Origin of the sequence: Aromatoleum evansii (assembly GCF_012910805.1) — a bacterium.
GTDB lineage: Bacteria > Pseudomonadota > Gammaproteobacteria > Burkholderiales > Rhodocyclaceae > Aromatoleum > Aromatoleum evansii.
Window position 1 is genome coordinate 1 of sequence record NZ_WTVK01000060.1, and the last position, 21,297, is coordinate 21,297.

15 protein-coding genes, 1 tRNA gene and 1 rRNA gene are annotated in these 21,297 nt (G+C 62.9%); 12 read left to right on the forward strand and 5 right to left on the reverse strand.

The window, feature by feature from the left end; all coding sequences use genetic code 11:
• The first annotated feature begins 7 nt into the window (after positions 1-7).
• The 9 genes from rrf to GO615_RS22695 all read left to right on the forward strand — a co-directional run bounded on the left by rrf (position 8) and on the right by GO615_RS22695 (position 12,222).
• Positions 8-121 (forward strand): 5S ribosomal RNA (gene rrf / locus GO615_RS22655).
• Positions 122-269: 148 nt separating this feature from the next.
• Complete coding sequence (locus tag GO615_RS22660; RefSeq protein ID WP_169132151.1) at positions 270-1,229, forward strand: alpha/beta hydrolase; 960 nt, start codon at positions 270-272, stop codon at positions 1,227-1,229.
• A 187-nt stretch (positions 1,230-1,416) separates the two neighbouring features.
• Entirely contained in the window at positions 1,417-2,802 is a 1,386-nt protein-coding gene (locus GO615_RS22665; protein WP_169132152.1) for a TIGR03013 family XrtA/PEP-CTERM system glycosyltransferase, read from the forward strand.
• Between the two features lie 80 nt (positions 2,803-2,882).
• Positions 2,883-4,946, forward strand: coding sequence for an XrtA/PEP-CTERM system histidine kinase PrsK (gene prsK / locus GO615_RS22670; RefSeq protein WP_339380115.1), 2,064 nt, complete (start codon positions 2,883-2,885; stop codon positions 4,944-4,946).
• Entirely contained in the window at positions 4,943-6,301 is a 1,359-nt protein-coding gene (prsR, locus tag GO615_RS22675) for a PEP-CTERM-box response regulator transcription factor (protein WP_169132154.1), read from the forward strand. Before prsK ends, prsR begins: the two co-directional genes overlap by 4 nt.
• Before the next feature lies 1 nt (position 6,302).
• A complete protein-coding gene (prsT, locus tag GO615_RS22680; RefSeq protein ID WP_169132155.1) occupies positions 6,303-9,098 on the forward strand; it encodes an XrtA/PEP-CTERM system TPR-repeat protein PrsT in 2,796 nt (931 codons plus the stop codon).
• Between the two features lie 51 nt (positions 9,099-9,149).
• Positions 9,150-10,430 carry a nucleotide sugar dehydrogenase gene (locus GO615_RS22685; protein WP_169132156.1) on the forward strand — a complete coding sequence of 427 codons (1,281 nt, stop codon included), beginning with the start codon at positions 9,150-9,152 and terminating at the stop codon, positions 10,428-10,430.
• A gap of 32 nt (positions 10,431-10,462) precedes the next feature.
• A complete protein-coding gene (locus GO615_RS22690) occupies positions 10,463-11,437 on the forward strand; it encodes a lytic transglycosylase domain-containing protein (RefSeq protein WP_246262421.1) in 975 nt (324 codons plus the stop codon).
• A complete protein-coding gene (locus GO615_RS22695) occupies positions 11,434-12,222 on the forward strand; it encodes a S1 family peptidase (protein WP_169132157.1) in 789 nt (262 codons plus the stop codon). Before GO615_RS22690 ends, GO615_RS22695 begins: the two co-directional genes overlap by 4 nt.
• On the opposite strand, the gene GO615_RS22700 is transcribed toward GO615_RS22695, so the two are convergent.
• Both GO615_RS22700 and GO615_RS22705 read right to left on the reverse strand, forming a co-directional pair.
• A tRNA-Arg gene (locus GO615_RS22700) sits at positions 12,223-12,297 on the reverse strand. It abuts the gene before it with no gap.
• 64 nt (positions 12,298-12,361) lie between these two features.
• Positions 12,362-14,416 carry a site-specific recombinase gene (locus tag GO615_RS22705; protein ID WP_169132158.1) on the reverse strand — a complete coding sequence of 685 codons (2,055 nt, stop codon included), beginning with the start codon at positions 14,414-14,416 and terminating at the stop codon, positions 12,362-12,364.
• A 115-nt stretch (positions 14,417-14,531) separates the two neighbouring features.
• Between GO615_RS22705 and GO615_RS22710 the strand changes: the two genes are divergently transcribed.
• Positions 14,532-16,439: an ATP-binding cassette domain-containing protein gene (locus tag GO615_RS22710; RefSeq protein ID WP_169132159.1), complete on the forward strand. Its 1,908-nt coding sequence runs from the start codon at positions 14,532-14,534 to the stop codon at positions 16,437-16,439.
• Between the two features lie 8 nt (positions 16,440-16,447).
• Here the strand turns inward: GO615_RS22710 and GO615_RS22715 are convergent, their stop codons facing one another.
• The 3 genes from GO615_RS22715 to GO615_RS22725 all read right to left on the reverse strand — a co-directional run bounded on the left by GO615_RS22715 (position 16,448) and on the right by GO615_RS22725 (position 18,897).
• Positions 16,448-17,359, reverse strand: a complete 912-nt coding sequence (locus tag GO615_RS22715; protein WP_169132160.1) for a hypothetical protein — start codon at positions 17,357-17,359, stop codon at positions 16,448-16,450.
• 19 nt (positions 17,360-17,378) lie between these two features.
• Complete coding sequence (locus GO615_RS22720) at positions 17,379-17,954, reverse strand: LemA family protein (RefSeq protein ID WP_169132161.1); 576 nt, start codon at positions 17,952-17,954, stop codon at positions 17,379-17,381.
• An 88-nt stretch (positions 17,955-18,042) separates the two neighbouring features.
• Positions 18,043-18,897, reverse strand: a complete 855-nt coding sequence (locus GO615_RS22725) for an HDOD domain-containing protein (protein ID WP_169132162.1) — start codon at positions 18,895-18,897, stop codon at positions 18,043-18,045.
• Positions 18,898-19,056: 159 nt separating this feature from the next.
• Here GO615_RS22725 and GO615_RS22730 point away from each other — a divergent pair, with 159 nt between their 5' ends.
• Positions 19,057-20,055, forward strand: coding sequence for an acrylyl-CoA reductase family protein (locus GO615_RS22730; RefSeq protein WP_169132163.1), 999 nt, complete (start codon positions 19,057-19,059; stop codon positions 20,053-20,055).
• Between the two features lie 23 nt (positions 20,056-20,078).
• On the forward strand, positions 20,079-21,260 hold the full coding sequence (locus GO615_RS22735) for a GGDEF domain-containing response regulator (RefSeq protein WP_169132164.1): 1,182 nt from the start codon (positions 20,079-20,081) through the stop codon (positions 21,258-21,260).
• Positions 21,261-21,297 lie beyond the last annotated feature (37 nt).

A 21,297-nucleotide genomic window follows, 5' to 3' on the forward strand; every position in this document is an offset into this window, starting at 1 on the left:
CTTACAGTCTGACGACCATAGCGTCCCGGAACCACTCCTTCCCATCCCGAACAGGACAGTGAAACAGGACCGCGCCGATGATAGTGCTCTTCGTGAGTGCGAAAGTAGGTCATCGTCAGACTAACTACTCCGAAAACCCGCTGACCAACCGTCAGCGGGTTTTTTGCGTCTACGACGTGCCGATGTCCGGCGCATCAATTCCTTCTGCTACGATTTTGACGGTGCCCCGCCCAACAGGGGCGCTCGTTTCAGTTATCAGGTGTTAGCCAATGGCTCTCTCGGATCAGGCGCAAGCATTGCTGGACATGGTGTATCGAGTCGGAGCACCGCGGTTTCATGAACTGACGGTAGCGCAGGCGCGACATTCGTTCGAAAAACTGCAGTTCGTGTTTGGTGGCGAGCCGGAGGGGGTCGCGTCGACGCTGGATGTTCCGATGTCGCGACCGGACGGCAGTGCCCTTATCGCCCGTCTTTATCGACCGCTTGATGCCGGTCAGGCCGAGGTGTTGCCGCTGTTGATCTATTTTCATGGCGGAGGGTGGTGCGTCGGCAGCGTGCAAAGCCATGATTCATTGTGCCGGCGTATAGCGAATAGGGCAGGGTGTGCGGTCCTGTCCGTGGATTACAGGCTTGCGCCGGAGCATCCATTTCCGGCTGCGGTGGAGGACGCCCTCTTTGCTGTCGAATGGGCGTGGACCAACGCAGAACAACTTGCCGTGGATCCGGGGCGGTTCGGATTGGGCGGGGATAGCGCCGGCGGAAATCTTTCATTGGTGGCGGCACTGATGCTCCGCGATCAGCGCGCACCTGCGCTGCGTTGCCTGTGCCTGATCTATCCCTGTACCGAAATTGAAAGCAGCCGCCCCTCGAGGGAGGCCTACGCGTCGGGGTATTTTCTGGACCGGGATAGCCTGGCCTGGTTTTTCGAGCGTTATCTCCCGGACGGAGGGGCGCATGACTGGCGCGTGTCGCCCATGCAGGCGGTTTCCCTTGCGGGTCTTCCGCCGACTATCGTCGTTACGGCGGAGTGCGATCCGCTCCGAGATGATGGCATCGCAATGGTCGAGCGCGCGAGATCGGAGGGCGTAGCGGCTGATCATGTAGATGTTCCGGGCATGGTGCACGGCTTTGTTACTTTGGGAAAATGGTTTCCCGAGGCGAACGAGGTGGTTGATCGGGTCTCGCTGCAGCTTCGCGGGCACTTCGCGAAGGAGGCCGGCTGGGGCTAGCGCCGCCGGGCTTGCCGCTGGAGTCCCGTTCGGCGCTGTGGCGAGTTCGGAGCGATGTGACCTGTTTAACAACGGCGAAACGCATAAAGCACTAGAGTCTCCCTTACGTACCACGGGTTGGGTGGCGGTCCGCCGCGGCATGTGATCGCGCATGCTCGACGGGCTTCCGTGCGGCGGGGGAGCTGCGATGTTCAAGGTGTTCAAGCAATATGTGCCGTCGCACGCGTTGCAGCAGATCGCGTTTGACGCGTCGATCTTGTTCCTCCTCGTTCTGGTTGTGACCGTGCTGCCGGCGCGCGGGACGCCAGTCGAGTGGCGTGTGGTCGTCCCGTCGGCATTGCTCTTCGCGGTGCTGATGATCTTGCTCAACGGAGCATTGGGGCTTTACCGCGCAAGAGCGTTGGATGCGGCCGGGCGGAGTACTGTGTCCCGCATTCTGGTGTCGGTCGTGGTCAGCGTCATTGTGGCGTTTGCCGTGTTCGCCATTCTGCCCTGGGGGTATTTCCAGTCTGAGGCGGCGCAGGTTTCCATCGTCCTGCTCTTGGGCGGGCTGCTTGTCATGCGGGGTTTTGCGAACCGACGGGGGGCCGCGTCCGCGTTTGACCCGCGGGTACTGATTATTGGTACGGGCGCTGAAGCCGCTGCAGTTGCGAGCTCTCTGAAGGCGCGAGGCGTTGGAGGGGATCTCGTCGGCTTCTACCGACCAGTCGGTGAGGAAACGCCGGTCGTGGATCCAGGTGAGATTCTTTCGGAAGACGGGAACCTTCTTGAAACGGTCAGACGGCTCCATGTCAGCGAAGTGATTGTGGCGGTTCGTGAGCGCAGAGGAGGGGTTCTTCCAATACGGGAGCTGCTCGACTGCAAGCTCAGGGGCGTCAAGGTTCTCGACCTGTCCTCATTCTTCGAGCGCACCCATGGACAGGTGCCCATCGGTTCGCTGAAGGCGAGCTGGCTCATCTACGGTGAAGGCTTTCATCAGGGGGTGGTGCGTAGGACCATCAAGCGGTGTTTTGATCTGCTTGCATGCGCGATCCTGTCGATTCTTGCACTACCCGTCATGCTGGTTACGGCGTGTCTCATCCTGCTCGAGGACGGCGGCCCGGTGTTGTACCGGCAGGAGCGGGTGGGGCGGCGTGGGCGAATATTCAGAGTGATCAAGTTCCGAAGCATGAGGCACGACGCCGAAGGCGATGGGACGCCGCGGTGGGCGCAGTCGGACGATGACAGGATCACGCGTGTCGGTCATGTCATCCGGCGTTTTCGCATCGACGAACTGCCGCAACTGTTGAACGTGCTGTCGGGCGAGATGAGCCTGGTTGGTCCCCGGCCGGAGCGTCCGTACTTCGTCGACCAGCTGACCCGCGAGATTCCGTTCTACTCGGTGCGTCACAGCGTCAAGCCGGGGATCACGGGGTGGGCTCAGGTTCGTTACCAGTATGGTGCATCGGTCGATGACGCGATGCAGAAGTTGCAGTACGACCTGTACTACGTGAAGAACCACAATTTGGCTCTGGATATTCTGGTGCTGTTCGAGACGGTCCGGGTTGTCCTGACATGCGAGGGGGCGCACTGATTCGTCGGTGAAAGATCGGCGTCAGGTCCGAAGCGTTACGACGGTGAGGTCAGGGGACTGATTTGTCAGAGTCGGCTGGTGTGGCGTACGGGATCGCTTGCGGTGCCTACACGCTGTTCTGGATTTACCTGCTTCTCGGCTGGCGCAAGCAGCCGCGTGGGGGAGCTCTTCTGCTGGCTGTCGGTGCGAGTGCGTTGTGGGCGCTTGCCAACGGTTTTGTCGTGTGGAGTCCCTCTTCGACGGTGCTTGCATTGGCCTGGACCAGCGACATTGCGCGTCAAGTCAGCTGGCTGGCGTTTGTCATCATTTTGTTGCGGGCGACCAACGCACGTGTGGTGCGTTGGCCGGTTGCTGCTGCGTTGGTGGTGGCGGTCGCTCAGTTGCTCGGTGTGGTCGGCTTGGGGCTGGGCTTGCTGTCGCAGGCCACCTTGCACTTGGGCAGTTTTCTCGCGGGCGCGGTGTTGGGCCTGGTGCTGGTCGAGCAATTTTTTCGGTCGGTGCCGCCGGATTCGCGTTGGGCATTGAAGCCGCTGTGTCTGGCGCTTTCGGCCGGGTACGTCTTCGAGTTGTACCTTTTCGCGGATGGCTTCCTGTTCGGCCAACTCGATGCGGACGTATGGGCAGTGCGGGGAATCGCTCACGCGATGACGCTACCGCTGATCGCAGTGTCCGCTGGTCGCAATCCTGACTGGGCGCTGCGCATAACTGTCTCGCGGGACGCAGTGTTTCATTCGACGGCCTTGGCGTTGTCGGGGGCCTATCTTCTCGTCATCGCCGCAGCCGGATATTACGTGCGTTATTTCGGCGGCGATTGGGGCCGTGCCCTCCAATTGACCCTGTTCTTTGCCGGCCTGCTCTTGTTGAGCGTGTTCCTTGTGTCCGGGGCGCAACGGGCAAGGTTGCGTGTTTTCCTCAACAAGCACCTGTTTCCATACCGTTATGACTATCGGAGCGAGTGGTTGCGATTTACCCAGGCGCTGTCCTCCGCCGACGGCGCGTTGGACCTGGGTGAATCGGTGATCAAGGGGCTGTGCGACCTGGTGGAGAGCCCGGGAGGAGTGCTTTGGCTTCGGGAGTCGGGCGGAAATCGCTATCACGTCCAATCGCGACTCAATCATCCGGCAATTGCGGTGACGGAGGAGGAAGACAGTTCATTCTGTCGCTTTCTCGCGGAGCGCGAGTGGGTGATCAATCTTGAGGAATACCGCTCGGGCTCGAACAACTACGCGACTCTGGAACTCCCCGGGTGGTTGTCGGCGATCTCGAGCGCGTGGCTGGTCCTTCCGCTGAAATCCGGTGGCGTACTCGTCGGCTTCGTCCTGCTTAGTGCGCCGAGGACGCCGGTCGACGTGAACTGGGAGGTTCTTGATCTGCTGAAGACGGCGCAGGCACAGGCCGCAAGCTATCTGTCGCGCATGCAGGCGGTCGAGGCTTTGATCGAATCGAGAAAGTTCGATTCGTTCAATCGCATGTCCGCGTTCGTTGTCCACGATCTGAAAAATCTTGTTGCGCAGCTGTCGTTGATGTTGAAGAACGCGGAACGGCACAAGCATAACCCGGAGTTCCAGAATGACATGCTGGAGACAGTGGCGAATGTCGAGTCGAGGATGCGTGCGCTGATGACGCAGTTGCAGGAGAAGCGCTCGATCGATCCGCCGAGGCGCGTGGAGATCGGCGCACTGGTCGAACGTCTGAGGCTGGCGAAACGTCACCAGCGTCCGTCGATCGAGTTCGAGGCCGGTGGCGCTGGGATGGTCGAGGTGATTGCCCACCCCGAGCGACTTGAACGTGTCATTGGCCATGTGTTGCAGAATGCGCTTGAGGCGACGCGAGACGATGGTAGGGTGGCAGTAAGCATCAACCCTACGGGTGACGGTGCCGCGGTAGTGAGCGTTGAAGACAACGGCTGTGGGATGACGAGGGAATTCATCCGCGAGCAGCTGTTCCGCCCCTTCCAGACCAGCAAGACGGGAGGTATGGGGATCGGTGCATTCGAGGCTCAGCAATACATTCGTGAAATCGGGGGCAGCATTGCAGTCGATAGCGAGCCCGGGATGGGAACTCGTGTCTCGATCACGCTGCCGATGGTCGCCCGCGAAGCGCGGGATGACATGAAGAGCGCGGTGATGACTCAGGGATCATGAACGACAAGAGACGAACGCTTCTGGTTGTGGAGGATGATCCCGCGCTGCAGAAGCAGATGCGGTGGGCGTTCGATTCGTTCGAAACCGTTGTCGCCGATGACAGGGAGAGCGCGCTCGCCCAGTTGCGGCGGTATGAGCCGGCGGTGGTAACAATGGACCTGGGCTTGCCGCCAAGTCCGGATGACGTCGGTGAAGGTTTCCGGCTTCTTGGGGAGATGCTCATGCTGGCGCCGGAGACGAAGGTGATCGTCCTGACCGGGCAGCATGATCGTGAGAACGCGGTGCGGGCCGTGGCAATGGGCGCTTATGATTTCTTCGGAAAACCCTTTGAGCCGGAACTGCTCGCGCTGACGATTGATCGCGCGTTTCGGCTGCATGATTTGCAGGCAGAGAATCATCGTCTTCAGGCGCAACAGTCCAGCCCGCTTTCCGGCGTCATCACCCGGGATCCCGGTATGTTGAAGGTATGCCGGACCGTGGAGAGGGTGGCGTCGGCAAATGTCACCGTGGCCTTGCTTGGCGCAAGCGGGACAGGAAAGGAGATTCTGGCGCGCGCCTTGCACGCGCTGTCATCGCGTTCCAAGGAACGCTTCCTTGCGATCAACTGTGCGGCGATTCCGGAGAATCTGCTGGAAAGCGAGTTGTTTGGCTACGAGAAGGGGGCGTTCACCGGGGCGGCCAAGCTGACCCCGGGAAAGATCGAAACCGCGCACAAGGGGACTTTCTTTCTCGACGAAATTGGTGATTTACCGATGGCCCTGCAGGCGAAACTGCTCCGTTTCCTGCAGGAAAGAGTGGTCGAGCGCATCGGTGGGCGTGAGGAGATTCCGGTCGATGTGCGTGTGATATGTGCAACGCACAGGGACTTGAAGGCGCAAATTCAGGCGGGTCTCTTTCGCGAGGATCTTTACTATCGGCTCGCCGAAATCGTTATCGACATCCCGCCCTTGCGGGAGCGCGATGGTGATGCGGTGCTGCTGGCACATGCGTTCGTGCAGCGCTTTGCGAAGGAAAACGGCCGCGGGGCCATGCATCTCGGCGAGGACGCGCTTGCGGCAATCGAGTCGCATCCCTGGCCGGGAAATGTGCGTGAATTGGAGAATTGCCTCAAACGCGCGGTAATCATGGCGGAGTCGAACCGGATCACGGCAGAGGATCTCGGACTCGATGCGGCCGAAAACGATCTGCTGGAACTCAATCTGCGTCATGTCAGGGATGAGGCTGAGCGACGGGCGGTGATTCGCGCCTTGGCGCGAACGAACGGCAATATTGCGCGTGCCGCCGATCTATTAGGGATCAGCAGGCCCTCCTTGTACGACTTGATGAACCGTTTTGGATTCAAGAAGGAGAGTTGACGTGTCCCGTCCGATCGTGTTTCGGAGGTCCAAACGGCGAATTGCGCTGGCCCTCGTCATTTCGGGTTTGATTGCCGGTTGCGGTGCGAGCCCCGATTCCATGGTGGGTTCTGCGCGCGATTATCTTGCCAAGAGCGATCTCCAGGCCGCGAGCATTCAGCTCAAGAATGCCTTGCAGGAAAACCCGAAACTCGCCGAAGCACGTTACCTGCTCGGCGACGTGAATCTCAGGCAGGGGAATCCTGTTGCCGCTGAGAAGGAGTTTCGGCGTGCGATCGAGTTGGGTGTTTCGGTCGAACAGGTAAGTCCTCTGCTGGCGCGCGCGATGGTGCAGATGGGGCAGTTCGACCAGGTCATCAAGGAATTCGGGGCTACCGAGCTCCAGGATCCGGTGGCGAACGCCCGACTGTGGGCGAGCATCGGGGATGCCTATCTCGAGCGCAAGGATCCTTCCAAGGCGCGCGAGGCGTTCGAGTTGGCGTTGAAGTCGAATGCGGATGACGTTCCTGCACGGATCGGCTTCGGTCGCATGAAATATCTGACCGGAGATGTCGACGGGGCGTTTGCCGAGGCCGAGGCTGTGTTGGCGCGGGGTGCTGCAGGGGAGGAGGCGGGCGATGCCCACGCTCTGCGCGCAAACGTGTTGCTTTCCCGCAAGCAGGTCGACGAGGGGCTTGCTTCGCTGCGTGAGGCGGTGAAGGGGCGTCCGTCGTCCGTTGCTTATCATTTTGCCCTGATCTCGCTCTTGCTCGAACGCGGTGACATGAGTGAAGCGGCCGAGCGGCTCGCTGCCATGGAGAAGGTCGCGCCCAAGCACCCGCTCACTCACTATCTGTTTGCGCTCCATGACTTTCGCAGCAGCAAGACGGCTTCGGCCCGCGAGCACATTGCCGAAACCGTTCGGCTGGCACCGGAATACCTGCCCGGGCGCATGCTGGCAGGTTTGATCCACGCCAGCCTGAACGAGCATGTCCTTGCCCGCGAGCATCTGGCGATGGTGGTTGGGCGTACACCCCAGAACAGAACCGCCCGGGTCGGGCTCGCGCGCCTGGAATTCGGCGCAGGCGACCCCCAGAAGGCGATGGATACGCTCAAGCCGCTGCTTTCCGAAAAGAATCCGGACGCGGGGAGCCTGCAACTGGCAGCGCGCATTCAGCTGGCGCAGGGCAAACTGGACGCGGCGGCGGACACGTATGAGCGGCTCGTTGCAGTGCGGCCGTCCGACGAGCTGGCACGCACTCAGCTGGGTGTGGCGCGCCTGCTCGACGGAGATTCGGCGGCCGGTCTGAGCGATCTTGAAACGGCCTCGACGCTCGAGGGGAGTTCCGGAGCGGCGGACTTTGCGCTGGTGATGGTGCATTTGCGGCAGGGCGAAATCGACAAGGCTGCGGCGGCGCAGCGGAGGCTCGAGGAAAAACGTCCGGATGATCCCCGTACATACATGTTGCAGGGCGGAATCGCTCTCGCACGAAGGGATCTGGCTGGTGCAAGGCTCTCGTTCGAGAAGGCGCTGTCGCTCAAGAGCGATTACCTGCCCGCAGCAGTCAATCTCGCGCGGATAGACTTCGCGGAAAGGAAGCCCGCGGAGGCGCTGGAGCGTGTCGAGGGGATCGTTGCCAAGCATCCGGATAACGTAGCGGCTTCCCTTCTGCTGGCAAATCTGCAGAAGGCGACCGGTGCAGCGCCGGACAAGGTGCGTGCCACGCTCGAGCGCGCGAGCCGTGCAATGCCCGGGGAAGCGACCCCGAAGCTGGCCCTCGCTGCGGAGGCTCTGGGGCAGCGGGATGCGAAGAAGGCGATTTCGATCGTGCAGGAAGTCATCGCCGCCCACCCGGACGATCCACGAGCACACGAAATGATGGGGCGCGCCCAGCTGCTCGCCGGTGACCACCAGCAGGCAATCGCTGCGTTCAGCAAGCAGGCGGGACTGCAGCCGAAGTTGCCGGCTCCGCTGATCCATCTTGCGGATGCACAACAGCTGGCGAAGGATTCCGCTGCCGCGGAGCAAACCTTGCGACGGGCGCTTGGCCTGAAACAGGATCTGCTTGAGGCGCAGCAGCGACTTGCCGCATTGCTCGCGGGAAAACAGCGACTCAAGGAAGCAATTGCGATTGCCCAGACGGTGCAAAAGCAACGGCCCAAGGAGCCCGCTGGATGGAACCTCGAAGGCGATCTGTACCTCCTCGCAAAGGACTATGCGCCCGCGATCGCTTCCTACCGGAAGTCATTCAGCGTCAGGCCGAGGGCGGAGACGGTGATCAAGCTCCACGCTGTTCAGGTGCAGTCCGGTAAGCAGAGCGATGCGGAGAAGGCGGTTTCCGAATGGTTGCGGAAGGAACCGAACGATGTGCGGGTGCGTTCGTATCTTGCCGAGCGGGCATTTGCCGCGCAGCGCTTTGATGAGGCCGAAAAGCTGTATACCAAGCTCGATGAGCTTAGGCCGGAGACGCCCCGGATCCTCAATAATCTGGCATGGATCGCGGGTCATCGAAGGGATCCCAAGGCTATGGCCTTGGCCGAGCGGGCAATAAAGTTGGCGCCGGAGGACCCGAACATTCTCGCGACGCTGGGTGTGCTGCAAGTCGATAGCGGCCAGCGCGAAAGCGGGATCGAGAACCTCCGCAAGGCGGTGTCTCTGGCGCCGACTGCACCGGCTCTGCGCCTCAATCTCGCGAAAGCATATGTGAAAGCCGGCCGCAAGCAGGAGGCTGTGAAGGAGGCGGATTTTCTATTGCAGTCGCTGCCGCAGAACAGTCCCATGCGTGCCGAGGCCACGGCCCTGAAGGAGAAGCTGTAACCGCGCCAATTCGTCGGATTATTTTTTCGGGTTATTGATGGGGTGCGAATCATGACTACGGTAGCTGTTATCGGCCTGGGCTATGTCGGCTTGCCGCTTGCCGTTGAGTTCGGCAGGAAGTTCAAGACCCTGGGATTTGATCTTTCGGCCCGCAAGGTCGCTGCGTACCGTGATCACTACGATCCGACCGGAGAGGTTTCAGGGGAAGCCTTGCAGGCTGCGACGATGCTCTCGTGCCATACGGATGCGGGCGTGATTGCCGAAGCGGATTTCGTAGTGGTTGCGGTACCAACGCCGGTGGGCGAGGCGCACCAGCCGGATTTTTCTCCATTGGTCGGTGCATCGCGGATCGTCGGGCAGAACCTGAAGCGGGGGGCGATCGTGGTCTTCGAGTCGACGGTGTATCCCGGCGCAACCGAGGAAGTCTGCATCCCGATCATGGAGCGTGAATCGGGCCTGAAGTGGAAGGAGGATTTTTTCGTCGGTTACTCGCCGGAGCGGATCAATCCGGGGGACAAGGAGCGGACGGTCACCAGGATCGTCAAGGTGGTCTCGGGCGATACTCCCGCGACGCTAGCGAAGGTTGCCGAGGTCTATGGGGCGATCATTTCCGCCGGGGTCTATGCTGCAAGTTCGATCAAGGTCGCAGAGGCAGCAAAAGTGATCGAGAACACGCAGCGGGATCTCAACATCGCTTTGATGAACGAATTGGCGGTGATCTTTCACAAGATCGGCATCGACACGCTCGAGGTGCTCGAAGCGGCAGGGACGAAGTGGAACTTCCTGCCGTTCCGTCCGGGCCTCGTCGGTGGGCATTGCATCGGCGTCGACCCCTACTACCTGACGTACAAGGCGGAAATGCTCGGTTACCACTCGGATGTGGTCCTGGCTGGACGGCGCATCAATGACGGAATGGGCAAGTACGTTGCCGAGCAGACCGTCAAGCAGATGATCCAGGCGGGGCATGCGGTGCGTGGCTGCGATGTCGTCGTCATGGGGCTCACGTTCAAGGAAAACTGTCCTGACCTTCGCAACAGCAAGGTCATCGACGTGATCCGGGAGTTGCGCAGTTTTGGCTGCCGGGTGCACGTCCACGATGCTGTTGCGGCACCGTCGGACGCCGAGCATGAATACGGTGAAGCCCTGCTGCCCTGGGACGATCTGCCGCGCGCGACGGCTGTCGTTGCTGCCGTTTCGCACAAGGCGTACTTGGAGATGCCGCTCGTCAATATCACCGACAAGTTGTTGCCCAACGGTATTTTCGTCGATGTGAAATCCGCGTATGACCAGGATGCATTGACTGCGTCCGGGGTCACCGTCTGGCGGCTTTAGCGAGCGGGATCGCCACACGCCAGCCGTGTGCGATGCGGGAGTCCATGATGGGACGAGGACTGCATGTGAGCCGAAGCCTTCATCTATTGGTGGCTGCACTGCTTGCCAGCGAGTCGCAGGTGTCGATTGCCGCAAAGGATGAGCCCGCTGCTCCCGAGGGGGCTGTGCTCGAGGCAGTTTTCGTCGATCATGCGCGTTACCTGGCGGAACTGGCAGTGGCCCACGAGCATGGTGAGGGGGTGGAACGCGAGCCGGCAAGGGCTGCTGCGTTGTACTGCGAATCTGCGCGTCTGGGCAACACGGAGGCCATGTATTCGCTGGGCTGGATGTACGCCAATGGGCGGGGTCTCGAGCGCAATGACGCCTACGCTGGAACATTGTTCGCAATGGCGGCTTTTTTCGGACACCCGCAGGCCGATCGGATGCGCCGCTACACCGGCGACTACGTAGGGGCAGTACCGGACTGCCTGCAACCTCCTCCCGACGCGTCGCCCGATCCGGGATGGAGCGCGGAAGCGCACATCGCCGCACTTTCGACGCAGCGCAAGCAACTGGCGCGACTCGTGGTCGATCTTTCTGCCGAATACGCGATCAGCCCGAGACTCGCGCTCGCGATCGCGCTGACCGAGTCCAACCTCGACGCGGACGCTGTCTCGCCGAAGAATGCGATGGGGGTGATGCAGCTGATCCCGGACACCGCGGCGCGCTTCAATGTGCGCAAACCCTTCGACCCCGAGGAGAATATACGGGGTGGCCTTGCATATCTGCGCTGGCTGCTGGCTTATTTCCGCGGGGATATCGCGCTTGCTGCAGCGGGATACAACGCCGGCGAGCGTGCCGTCGAGCGTTATCGAGGGGTGCCGCCTTATGCTGAAACGCAGGCCTACGTTGCGCGCATCCTGGCATTCATGCAGCGGCGCAAGCATGCATACGACAGCCGTGTCACGGAGCCGAGTCCCGTCGCTCCCGCTCTGCAGCTCGTCAGCGAACGCGGGGGAGGCTCGTGACAAGAGTTTTCGGTCCGGCGTGGCCCCGTGCGTGCGCGTGGCTTTCCGTGCTCTCCGCTGCAATCCTTTTCCCGCGCCTGGCGGCGGCGGATCTTGTCGATGTCCTGCCGCGGGTGAAACCCTCGGTGGTCGCTGTCGGAACGTTTCAGCGGACCCGATCGCCGCAATTTCGATTCCTTGGTACGGGGTTTGCGGTTGGAAGCGGCCGTATGGTCGCGACCAACGCACATGTCGTGTCGGTGCCCCTCGCGGACGATCAGCTCGAGTCCCTGGTAATTGTCGTACCCGGTGCCCCCCAAGGGGCTATTCGTAAGGCTGCGAAGGTGGCGGCCGATCCGAATACCGACCTTGCGCTACTGCGGCTCGACGGCGAGCCCTTGCCCGCCTTGTCGCTCGCCGAGGGGAGTTTCGTCGCCGAGGGTCGATCGATCGCATTCACGGGATTTCCGATCGGTAGCGCACTGGGGCTTACGCCGGTCACGCACCGGGGTATCGTCGCGGCGGTGACACCGATCGGCATCCCGCAGGCGAATTCCCGCCAGCTCAATCCTGCGTTGATTCGTCGACTCGCAGGGGACTCGTTTCGCGTCTATCAGCTGGATGCAACGGCATACCCGGGCAATAGCGGCAGCCCGGTCTTCGATCCGGATAGCGGTGAGGTGCTGGGGATCGTCAATATGGTCTTCGTGAAAGGTACGAAAGAGAACGCCTTGAGCGCCCCTTCCGGAATCACTTATGCAATTCCGGTTTCCCATCTTCGCGCCTTGCTGCCGGATGTTCGGTGATGGTCCCCCCGGCGGGAATCGAACCCACATCTAGCGCTTAGGAGGCGCTCGTTCTATCCATTGAACTACAGGGAGAGGCGCGCAATTCTATCCGGTTGCGCGTCGCGCACCAAGCGCGGCGCGTGCGCGGCGCAATTTCTCAGGGATCAATTGCGCTATGCGACTGCGGTTCGGCATTGCGCCCGCTCGTCATGTTGCTTCGGTCGTTGCGCGGCGGAAGGAGGAAATCGCGGGGGTGGGCGAGGAAGTGTCGCAGTGTCATCCACACGAGGGTGCGCCCTTGGGCGAAGGTGATTCGCCGTGCGCGCATTGCTACGTACAGGGTGAGTGAGAAGCTCACGGCCAGGTTGGTGAGGCCGATCAGGGCGATGCCACTTGCGGCGAGCGCGGCGGCTTGCCAACCCGGGGCGAAATCGAGGCCTGCGCCGGCAAAGCCGACGTACGCGGACGAGAAGGCGATGTGGCGGATGTCGAGCGGCAGGCCGAACAGTACGCCAAGTGCCGACACGCCGCCGAGCAGGAAACCGAAGAAGAAGTTGCCCGCGAGTGCGCCGAGGTTGTTTTCGACGTAGCGGGCTACGCGTTCCATGCGCGCTGCGCCGAGGAGGCGGCGCAGCCAGCGCAGTTGGAGGAGACGCTCGGGAATGCGGGCATAGGCGCAGAGATTGTCGTAGTAGCCGGCGATGAGGCCGGAGAGGAAGAGGCAGACGCCGGCGATTGCAGCGAAGAACACGGCGCCCCCCGCCGGGTCGATCTCATTCAGCAATCCGAGCGCCTTTTCCGGCGATACGAAGTGGTCGCCGCTGGTGGCATGAACAATGAGTGCGATCGCCGTCGCGGCGGGGACCGCCACGCCGACGTTGCCCACAATCGCTGCGAGCTGGCTGCGCACGGTCCGCGCGATCAGTTCGACCAGATTGTGGAGGTCCCGGCTCTTTCCTTGCGTCTCGCCGATCGATGCTGCGATCGCGTTGGCCGTCATGGCTGGCTGTTTGGTCGCTACCGTTCCGCCGATGATGTGGATGATCACGAAGCCGATGCCGTAGTTGAGGCAGAAGCTCAGCGCGGACGTGAGCGGTGCGTGCCCCTGTTTCGCGAGCACGAGCTTGAAGGCGGCCATGCATGCGATGATCAGTCCGCCGAGCGCAGCGGATCCCAGTATCCCGAAGTACTCCCGGCGTGTGGTCGTGATGTAGCGCTCACCGGTCTTGCCTGCACTCTCGGTCATGCGCAGCGACAGCAGCTCCACGTTCTTGCCCAGATAGTCGGAGAGGCGGTGTTTGCGGCACTCCGAGCGGACGAGTTCCTTGAACAGGTCGACAATCTCCGGGGCAACATCGGCAAACATTCGGCGTTGCCGCAGCCCTGACAGGAGCCGCAGAAGGCGGCCGATGCGCCGGAGGTGCTGGTGCAGGCGTTCGAGCTTGAAGGTCAGGGTGAGGCTCGTGCCGAGTTTGGCTGCGCGCCGGCGTATGCGCAGCAGCGCCTCCTCGCACTGGTCGAGCATGACCTGGACGTGGCGCTCGTCCTCCACGAGCGTGGTCGATGTTTCCCACCATTGCGCGTAATTGCGGATGTAGGCCACAAGTTCCGCGTTCTGTGCGAGAAAGGCCGATTCGTGCTCTTCCAGTTCCGGGTCGATGCGGATGAACTCGGGATCGAGGCCGATGGCGCTGGCGTGGTAGGAAAGCACGCGGAGGGCCTCGAGGATTTCGGTGATCGCGTCGGGCAGTGCGCGGCTGTCGGTTTCCGAAGCGGGCGTCTCGTCTTCGAGGACGGTGCGGATCAGCTCGCACCACAGGTCGTCGGCGATGGCGTTGACCCACTCTTCGTCGTCACTGCGCCAGAACAGGACAGCCAGCACGTCCTTCATGTACGCGGTGTCGAGGTAGTCGGGAAGCAGCCGTCCGCTGATGCGTCGCGCCGTTTCGGAAAAAAAGCCGGTTGATGGCAGCAGGCCGGACGAGGCGTAGAGCGAGACCTGCTTGCGTTCGCGAAACAACCTGCGGAACGCGGTGTTCAGGCGCCGGCGCAGATCCGGACGCGCCTTGAGCGTATCGATGAGCTGACGCAGCCGGGATTCCGCAGTCGCGGCGTCGCTGGCCCTCGGCGGGCGCAGTTCGCCCACGAGGGCCTTCCATTGTGCGAGTTCGTCGCAATCGGGATCACCCAGGCGTTCCAGTACTCGATCCATCCGGTCTCCATTGATGTGGTCGCACTCGCCTGATGTTGCAGTGCGCAAAAATCGGGCGAACCCGGCATCTTAACAGACCGCTAAAATGCGGATCCTTTACCGCGAGTAACATCCCATGCCGCTTCTTTCCGTCGACAACGCCTGCCTTGCCTATGGTCACGTCGATCTGCTCGATCATGCAGAGTTCCAGCTCGATGCCGGGGAGCGGGTTGCACTGATCGGACGTAACGGTTCGGGCAAGTCCAGTCTGCTGAAGGCACTGGCCGGCCAGGCGACGCTCGACGATGGCACGGTGTGGCGGCAGTCCGGCCTCAAGATCGCCTATGTGCCGCAGGAGGCGGATTTCCCGCTCGATCGGGACGTGTTCGCGACGATCGCGGACGGCTTGGGCGAGGCGGCGCGACTGCTGGTCGATTACCACGACGCCATGCACGCCGTTGCCGAGTCTGCGAGCGCAGAGGCCTTGGCGCGCCTCGATGCGCTCCAGCACGCGGTGGATGCGGCCGATGCGTGGCGGCTCAACCAACGTGTCGACGAGGTCATCGTTCGCCTGGCGCTTCCCGGCGACGCGCTTGTGTCGGGGCTTTCCGGCGGGGGCGTCAAGCGCGTGGCCCTGGCCCGCGCACTGGTGTCCGAGCCGGATCTGTTGCTCCTCGATGAACCCACCAACCATCTGGACCTCGATGGAATCCTCTGGCTCGAATCCCTGATCCGTGAGTTTCGCGGTGCAGTCGTGGTAATCACGCACGACCGGGTGTTCCTCGACAACGTTGCAACCCGCATCATTGAACTCGATCGCGGCAAGCTGAGCAGTTACCCGGGAAGGTTCGGCGACTACCAGCGTCGCAAGGTAGAGGAGCTGGACGCCGAGGAGAAGGCCAACGCGCGCTTCGACAAGTTTCTCGCACAGGAGGAGGTGTGGATACGCAAGGGCGTCGAGGCGCGCCGCACCCGCAACGAGGGGCGTGTGCGGCGTCTGGAGGCCTTGCGACGGGATCGCGTGGCCCGCCGTGACCGGTTGGGGAACGTCAAGCTCGCGGTGGACAAGGGCGAGCAGAGCGGCCAGATGGTGGCGGAGCTGACCGACGTCACCAAGCGGTTCGGTGAACGCGTTGTGGTGCGCAATTTTTCGACGCGCATCATGCGTGGCGATCGGGTCGGCCTGATCGGGCCGAACGGCGCGGGGAAGACCACGCTGCTGAAGCTGATCCTCGGTGAGGTTGCCCCCGACTCCGGCACCGTGCGTCGCGGCACGCGCCAGACGGTCGCCTATTTCGACCAGTTGCGCGCCCAGCTCGACCCGGAGCTGCCGCTGACCGAGGTGATCAGCCCGGGATCGGACTTCGTGGAGATCGGAGGCGAGCGCAAGCATGTGATCGGTTACCTGGGCGACTTCCTCTTCGCGCCCCAGCGGGCACGCTCGCCGGTGAAGTCCTTGTCGGGCGGCGAACGCAACCGGCTGCTTCTCGCGCGGCTGTTTGCGCGGCCTGCGAACGTACTGGTGCTGGATGAGCCGACCAACGACCTCGATATCGAGACGCTCGATCTGCTCGAGGAGCTGCTTGCCGATTACGACGGAACGCTTTTTCTCGTGAGCCACGACCGGGCCTTCCTGGACAACGTCGTGACCCAGGTGATCGCCGCCGAGGGCGACGGGCGTTGGGGCGAGTACGCCGGCGGTTATGCGGACTGGCAGCGGGTGAAGCAGGCCGAGGCGGAGCGCGAGAGCGAGGAGGTGAAGGCAGCCGCCCAGAAAGCGGTTGCACCGGCCGCGCCCAAGCCGACGGCGCCAAAGAGCGGCAAGCTGTCGTTCAACGAAAAACGCGAGCTGGAGGCCTTGCCGGACCGCATCGCTGCGCTCGAAGCGGAGCAGACGGCATTGCATGCAAGGATGGCCGACCCGGCGCTGTACCAGCAGGCGCCGCAGGAGGTCACGCGTATCAAGGGGCGCCTCGATGAGCTCGACACGGAGATCGAGAATGCACTGGCACGCTGGGAGGCGCTGGAGAGTCGCGCCGGCTGAGTCGCGGACTAGCGGGCGAAGATGCCGACGTTGTTGAACCAGGACGCCGCAGCCGCGGCGGAAGCAAAAAAGACGGCGATGTGATACACCGACCACCAGCGATAGCGCTTGGCTAGCCGGTCCGGAGCGAGGTCGGAAATGAGGAATAGCGCCTTCGATGCGGGCTTGCGCACGACGTGCGCTTCCGGGGCGGAGAGGATTTCGTCGCGCAGTTTCGTCACTTCGCGGCGTGCCTGGCTTCGTGCCAGTTCCCATTCGCGGAGATCGATTTCGCCGTCGCCGTCGAGATCGAAACGTTCGAGCAGGCGTTTCCGGTCCGATTTCCAGTGATCCAGCAGCTCGCGCGTCTGACGGCCGACGTCGAAGTCGGGGGCGACACTGCCGATCGTGGCGAAATCGCCGAGCACGTAGATGCGATCCTGGTTGATCAGCGACCATTGCGTGTGCCGCATGTCGCCCTGCGTATAGGTTTCCTTCCGGTTCACCATCATGTCGGCGCCTTCGGGATCGACGGCGCACAGGCCGCTGCCGTCGTCGAGCAGGAAGGACGCGTCGCTCTCATCGGTGGACACGTGACGCCACTTGCCGTCGCTCTGCCTGCGCTGGGTTTCCACGCGGTACCACAGCACGGGGAGTCCATTCACCGGCGACAGCAGCGGCGTTCCGTCCAGGGGGCGTCCGCGGCCGGTCAGCTCGACGTAGCCCTGGGCCGCGGATGCGATGCGCGAGGTCGGGGTGTCGGAGATTGCGCGCGCCGTTTTGAGCGAGCGCAGCCAGCCGGCCAGTCCGCTGGCTGCGAGAACGCCTATTCCCAGTCCCCACCCCTTCCCGGGTGCGATCTTGAGCATGATCGCCACGGTGAGGAACTGCAGCGTCGGTAGCGTGACGTTCGCGATGTCGCGGCGCAGGCGGGTCAGCATGCGGCGGCTGGTCGTCCGCTCAGGCGCTGAACAGGGCCTTGAGGTCGACGTCCGCTTTTTCCGCGCTCGCGAATTCGAGCAGCGGCCTGGGTTCGAACTGGAACATGCGCGCGACGAAGACGTCGGGGAATTGCTCGATGCGGACGTTGAGCAGATTGACCGATTCGTTGTACCACTCGCGGCGGTCGGCGATGCTGTTTTCCAGTGCTGTGATGCGCGTCTGCAACTGCATGAAATGCTCGTTGGCGCGCAGCTCCGGATATGCTTCGGCGACGGCGAAGATCTGCCCCAGCCCCGTTCTCAGCATGCCCTCAGCCTTGCCGAGTGCTGCGACATCCTGGTTTTCCCGTGCGCTGGCGACCCTTGCACGGGCCTCCGTGACCCGCTGCAGCGTTTCCTGCTCGAACTGCTTGTACTGTCTACAGACTTCGACAAGTTTGGGTAGTTCGTCGTGCCGCTGCTTGAGCAACACGTCGATGTTTGCCCATGCCTTGGCGATGTTGTGCTTGAGCCGGACGAGGCCGTTGTAGACGACGATCGCATACAGCAGGGCGATGACCAGCGCGCCCAGCGCGACGGCAGCCGATATGCTCATAGTTATATCTCCCCTTGTTGCCGCAGCATGATATACGCAAATTGCGGCAAGTCGGCGGTGGGAACGGTGTGGAGGGGGAGCCGGCGGCTCACGTCGCGGGCGGGAAGAAGCGGTGGAGCTCCTCGGCGGGCGCGCCAAGGCGTGCGAGCAACTGTTCCGGGCCCATATGGACGAGCTTGCCGATTTCCGCGACGTCGTCGGGCAGGGCGTCGTTGTCCCAGCCTGTCTGCAGGTGCCGCGCAAGGTCGGCCGCAAGCTGCACGTTGCGCACGCGCGGATTGTCTGCCTGGTCCGCGTCCATGAGGGTGATGAGCAGCTCGGGCAGGTTCCACGCACGCACCAGGGCTTCCTGAATCTCCTGCGCCGTGGCGCCGAATACGCTTCGTTGCGCCTCGCTTCGCCGCAGCCAGCGGTTTGCTCGCTGCATTTCGAACACCCGCAGGGTCATCGCGGGTGCGAAGGTCCAGCACATGATCTCGACGGCGTCCGTCAGCAGCGCCGCCACCGTGATCTCGTCGACGTCGAGGTCGTGACGAAGAATGGCCCAGTCGCGGGCGAAATGCGCGGCACGGCGCGCGCGACCTATGGTCTTCAGCACGCCGACCAGTGCCTGTGGACGCGCGGCCAGGCGTTCTTCCACCGTGGGCATGCCCGAGAAGGTGTCGAAGAAGGGCGTAAGCCCCATCATCATGATCGCCCGCTCGACGGTGGTGATGTCGTGATTCTGCCGGGCGCCGCGTCGCGCCTGCAGCGTCGTCAGCAGCTTCATCGTCATCAGCGGGTCTGCAAGCACGGCGGCGGCGACATGCCTGGCGCCGGTTGCGTCGCTCGCCGCGAGGCTCTCGAATTCCCTTGCAGTCCGGCGTAGCACGGGCACATCCTGTGCCGATACGAATTCGACATAGGCGCCGACCGATGCGAGCGGGGTATCGATGAAGTCCATGAGCGTCGGAACCAGGCTGATGTCGGAATTATCGGCAGCGGATCGGGCGAAATGAAGGGCGGATGCCATTTGCCGGGGGCGCGTGCGGCGATTTGGCTATAATCGGCGCAAAAAGCGCGGCACGGTGTCGCGTCCCGGCGAGAGAGGAGTAGAGCGCAAGTGAATACACCCTTCAAGGCTTTTCTGATCGATCAGGACGAGAACAAGAAGATCGTCAGCCGGATGACGACGCTCGACGCGACGAATCTGGACGCCGGCGAGGTCCTGATCCGCGTCCATTACTCCAGCATCAACTACAAGGACGCGCTCGCCGCGACCGGTGCGGGCAAGATCATCCGCCGCTTTCCGTGCGTGGGCGGTATCGACATGAGCGGTGAGGTCGTCGACAGCGCCGATGCGCGCTTCAAGCCCGGCGACAAGGTCATCGCCACCAGTTTCGACATCGGCGTGGCGCATCACGGCGGTTACGCCGAATACGCCCGCGTGCCGGCAGGCTGGGTCGTACCCCTGCCCGAGGGGCTGGATCTGTTCGAGTCGATGGCGCTGGGTACGGCCGGATTCACGGCGGCGCTCGGCGTCGTGCGCATGGAGGACAATGGTCTCGCCCCCGCAAATGGCCCCGTCATCGTGACGGGGGCCACCGGCGGCGTCGGTGGCCTGGCGATCGACATGCTGGCGCGGCTGGGCTATCACGTTGTCGCGCTCACCGGGAAGGAAGCCGAGAGCGACTACCTCAAGATGCTCGGTGCCGCGGAGATCAAGCTGCGCAGCTCGATCGACCTCGACAAGGTGCGTCCGCTGGAGGCCGCCCAGTGGGCCGGCGCTGTCGACAACGTGGGCGGCCAGATCCTGCACTGGGTGCTGGCGACGATGAAGCAGGCCGGCACCGTCGCAAGCATCGGCAATGCGGCGAGCTTCAACCTGAACACGACGGTATTCCCCTTCATCCTGCGCGGCGTGAGCCTGCTCGGCATCGACTCCGGCTACATGGGCTTCCCGACCCGTAAACGCGTGTGGGACCGCCTCGCCACCGATCTCAAACCTCACCATCTTGCGGCCGTGACGCGCACCATCACGCTGGATGAACTGCCGGACGCTTTCGATGCCTACATCAAGGGCGCGATCAAGGGGCGTACGGTCGTGCAGATCGGCGCCTGAAGCGGCAAGGGGAGAGTCCGGCCATGAGCGAACAGGAAAATCAGCCGCTGCCCAAGGTGCTGATCGTCGACGACTCGCGCATGGTGCGGGCCTCCATCGTCAAGCTCATCCGCGGGCGCTTCGAGTTCCGCGAGGAGGGCGATGGCGAAGCCGGCTGGCAGGCATTGCTCGTCGATCCGTCGATCCAGCTCGTCCTCAGCGACATCGGGATGCCCCAGCTCGACGGCTACGGGCTGCTCCAGCGTATCCGGTCTTCGAAGCTGTCACGCATTCAGGAGCTTCCGGTGATCGTCATTTCCGGCGAGGAAGACGATGCCGTGCGCGAGCGTGCCCGCCAGCTTGGCGCCAACGATTTCATCACCAAGGGTATCGGTGCGACCGAGTTGCTCGCGCGCCTCGACTCGCTGACGCGGCTCGCGCAGACAAGGCGCGAGCTGGAGGAAAGTCGGGCAGCCCTGGCCAAGCAGAGCCCGGTTGACCCGGTGTCGGGACTCGTCACCGAGTCCTACATGACGTGGCGTGGCGAGCAGGAGCTCGCGCTGGCGCGCCGGCATCAGGCCGATCTGAGCGCGATGCTCGTCGAGATCGATCGCTACGACCAGGTGATCACGACCTACGGCGCCCACGTCGCGCAGCTCGTCGGACGCAAGCTGTCGGGCATTCTCGCGACTCGGGTGCGCAAGGAGGACACCGTCACCCAGATCGCGCCCTCGCAGTTCGTCGTGCTGTCGCCCAGCACCGATCTGGCGGGTATCTGCGCCTTCGCCCTGCGCATGCAGCAGGCGGTGGAAAAGCTGGTGATGACCTATCGCGAGGATCGCATCCGGATCAGCGTGACGATTGGCGTGGCAAGCGCGTCGGTCGACGAGGCGCAAAGCGTCAGCGAGCTGATCGGCGTGGCGGTGAAGCGGGCCCAGGCGGGACGGCAGGCCGGCGGCAACCGTGTGGTGGGGGATCAGGGCGAGGTCACCCAGGAAGTCGTCGATCGACTGCTCAAGCAGGTCGTGAGCATCGACCAGCTGCTCGGCCAGATCCGCGCGGGAGAGGGGACTGTGCTCGATGCGCAACTGCCGGCCGCGGTCGCGGCGCTGATGCCGCTCCTGCAGCTCATCGAGGCGCGTCTCGGCTGCGGGATTCCGCTGGACCGCCTTAGTAACTACAATTCCGGCTCCGGGGGCGGAGCGTCAGGCACGCAGAAGGCTTGAGCCGCGGCCCCGGGAACAATAACAACAAAGCTGTGAA

Excerpts from the sequence above, each read along its gene's own strand:
- GO615_RS22660 (WP_169132151.1), top strand. The coding sequence starts at position 270 with ATGGCTCTCTCGGATCAGGCGCAAGCATTGCTGGACATGGTGTATCGA.
- GO615_RS22665 (WP_169132152.1), top strand. The coding sequence starts at position 1,417 with ATGTTCAAGGTGTTCAAGCAATATGTGCCGTCGCACGCGTTGCAGCAG.
- prsR (WP_169132154.1), top strand. The coding sequence starts at position 4,943 with ATGAACGACAAGAGACGAACGCTTCTGGTTGTGGAGGATGATCCCGCG.
- GO615_RS22685 (WP_169132156.1), top strand. The coding sequence starts at position 9,150 with ATGACTACGGTAGCTGTTATCGGCCTGGGCTATGTCGGCTTGCCGCTT.
- GO615_RS22690 (WP_246262421.1), top strand. The coding sequence starts at position 10,463 with ATGCGGGAGTCCATGATGGGACGAGGACTGCATGTGAGCCGAAGCCTT.
- GO615_RS22705 (WP_169132158.1), bottom strand. The coding sequence starts at position 14,416 with ATGGATCGAGTACTGGAACGCCTGGGTGATCCCGATTGCGACGAACTC.
- GO615_RS22710 (WP_169132159.1), top strand. The coding sequence starts at position 14,532 with ATGCCGCTTCTTTCCGTCGACAACGCCTGCCTTGCCTATGGTCACGTC.
- GO615_RS22715 (WP_169132160.1), bottom strand. The coding sequence starts at position 17,359 with ATGCTGACCCGCCTGCGCCGCGACATCGCGAACGTCACGCTACCGACG.
- GO615_RS22720 (WP_169132161.1), bottom strand. The coding sequence starts at position 17,954 with ATGAGCATATCGGCTGCCGTCGCGCTGGGCGCGCTGGTCATCGCCCTG.
- GO615_RS22725 (WP_169132162.1), bottom strand. The coding sequence starts at position 18,897 with ATGGACTTCATCGATACCCCGCTCGCATCGGTCGGCGCCTATGTCGAA.
- GO615_RS22735 (WP_169132164.1), top strand. The coding sequence starts at position 20,079 with ATGAGCGAACAGGAAAATCAGCCGCTGCCCAAGGTGCTGATCGTCGAC.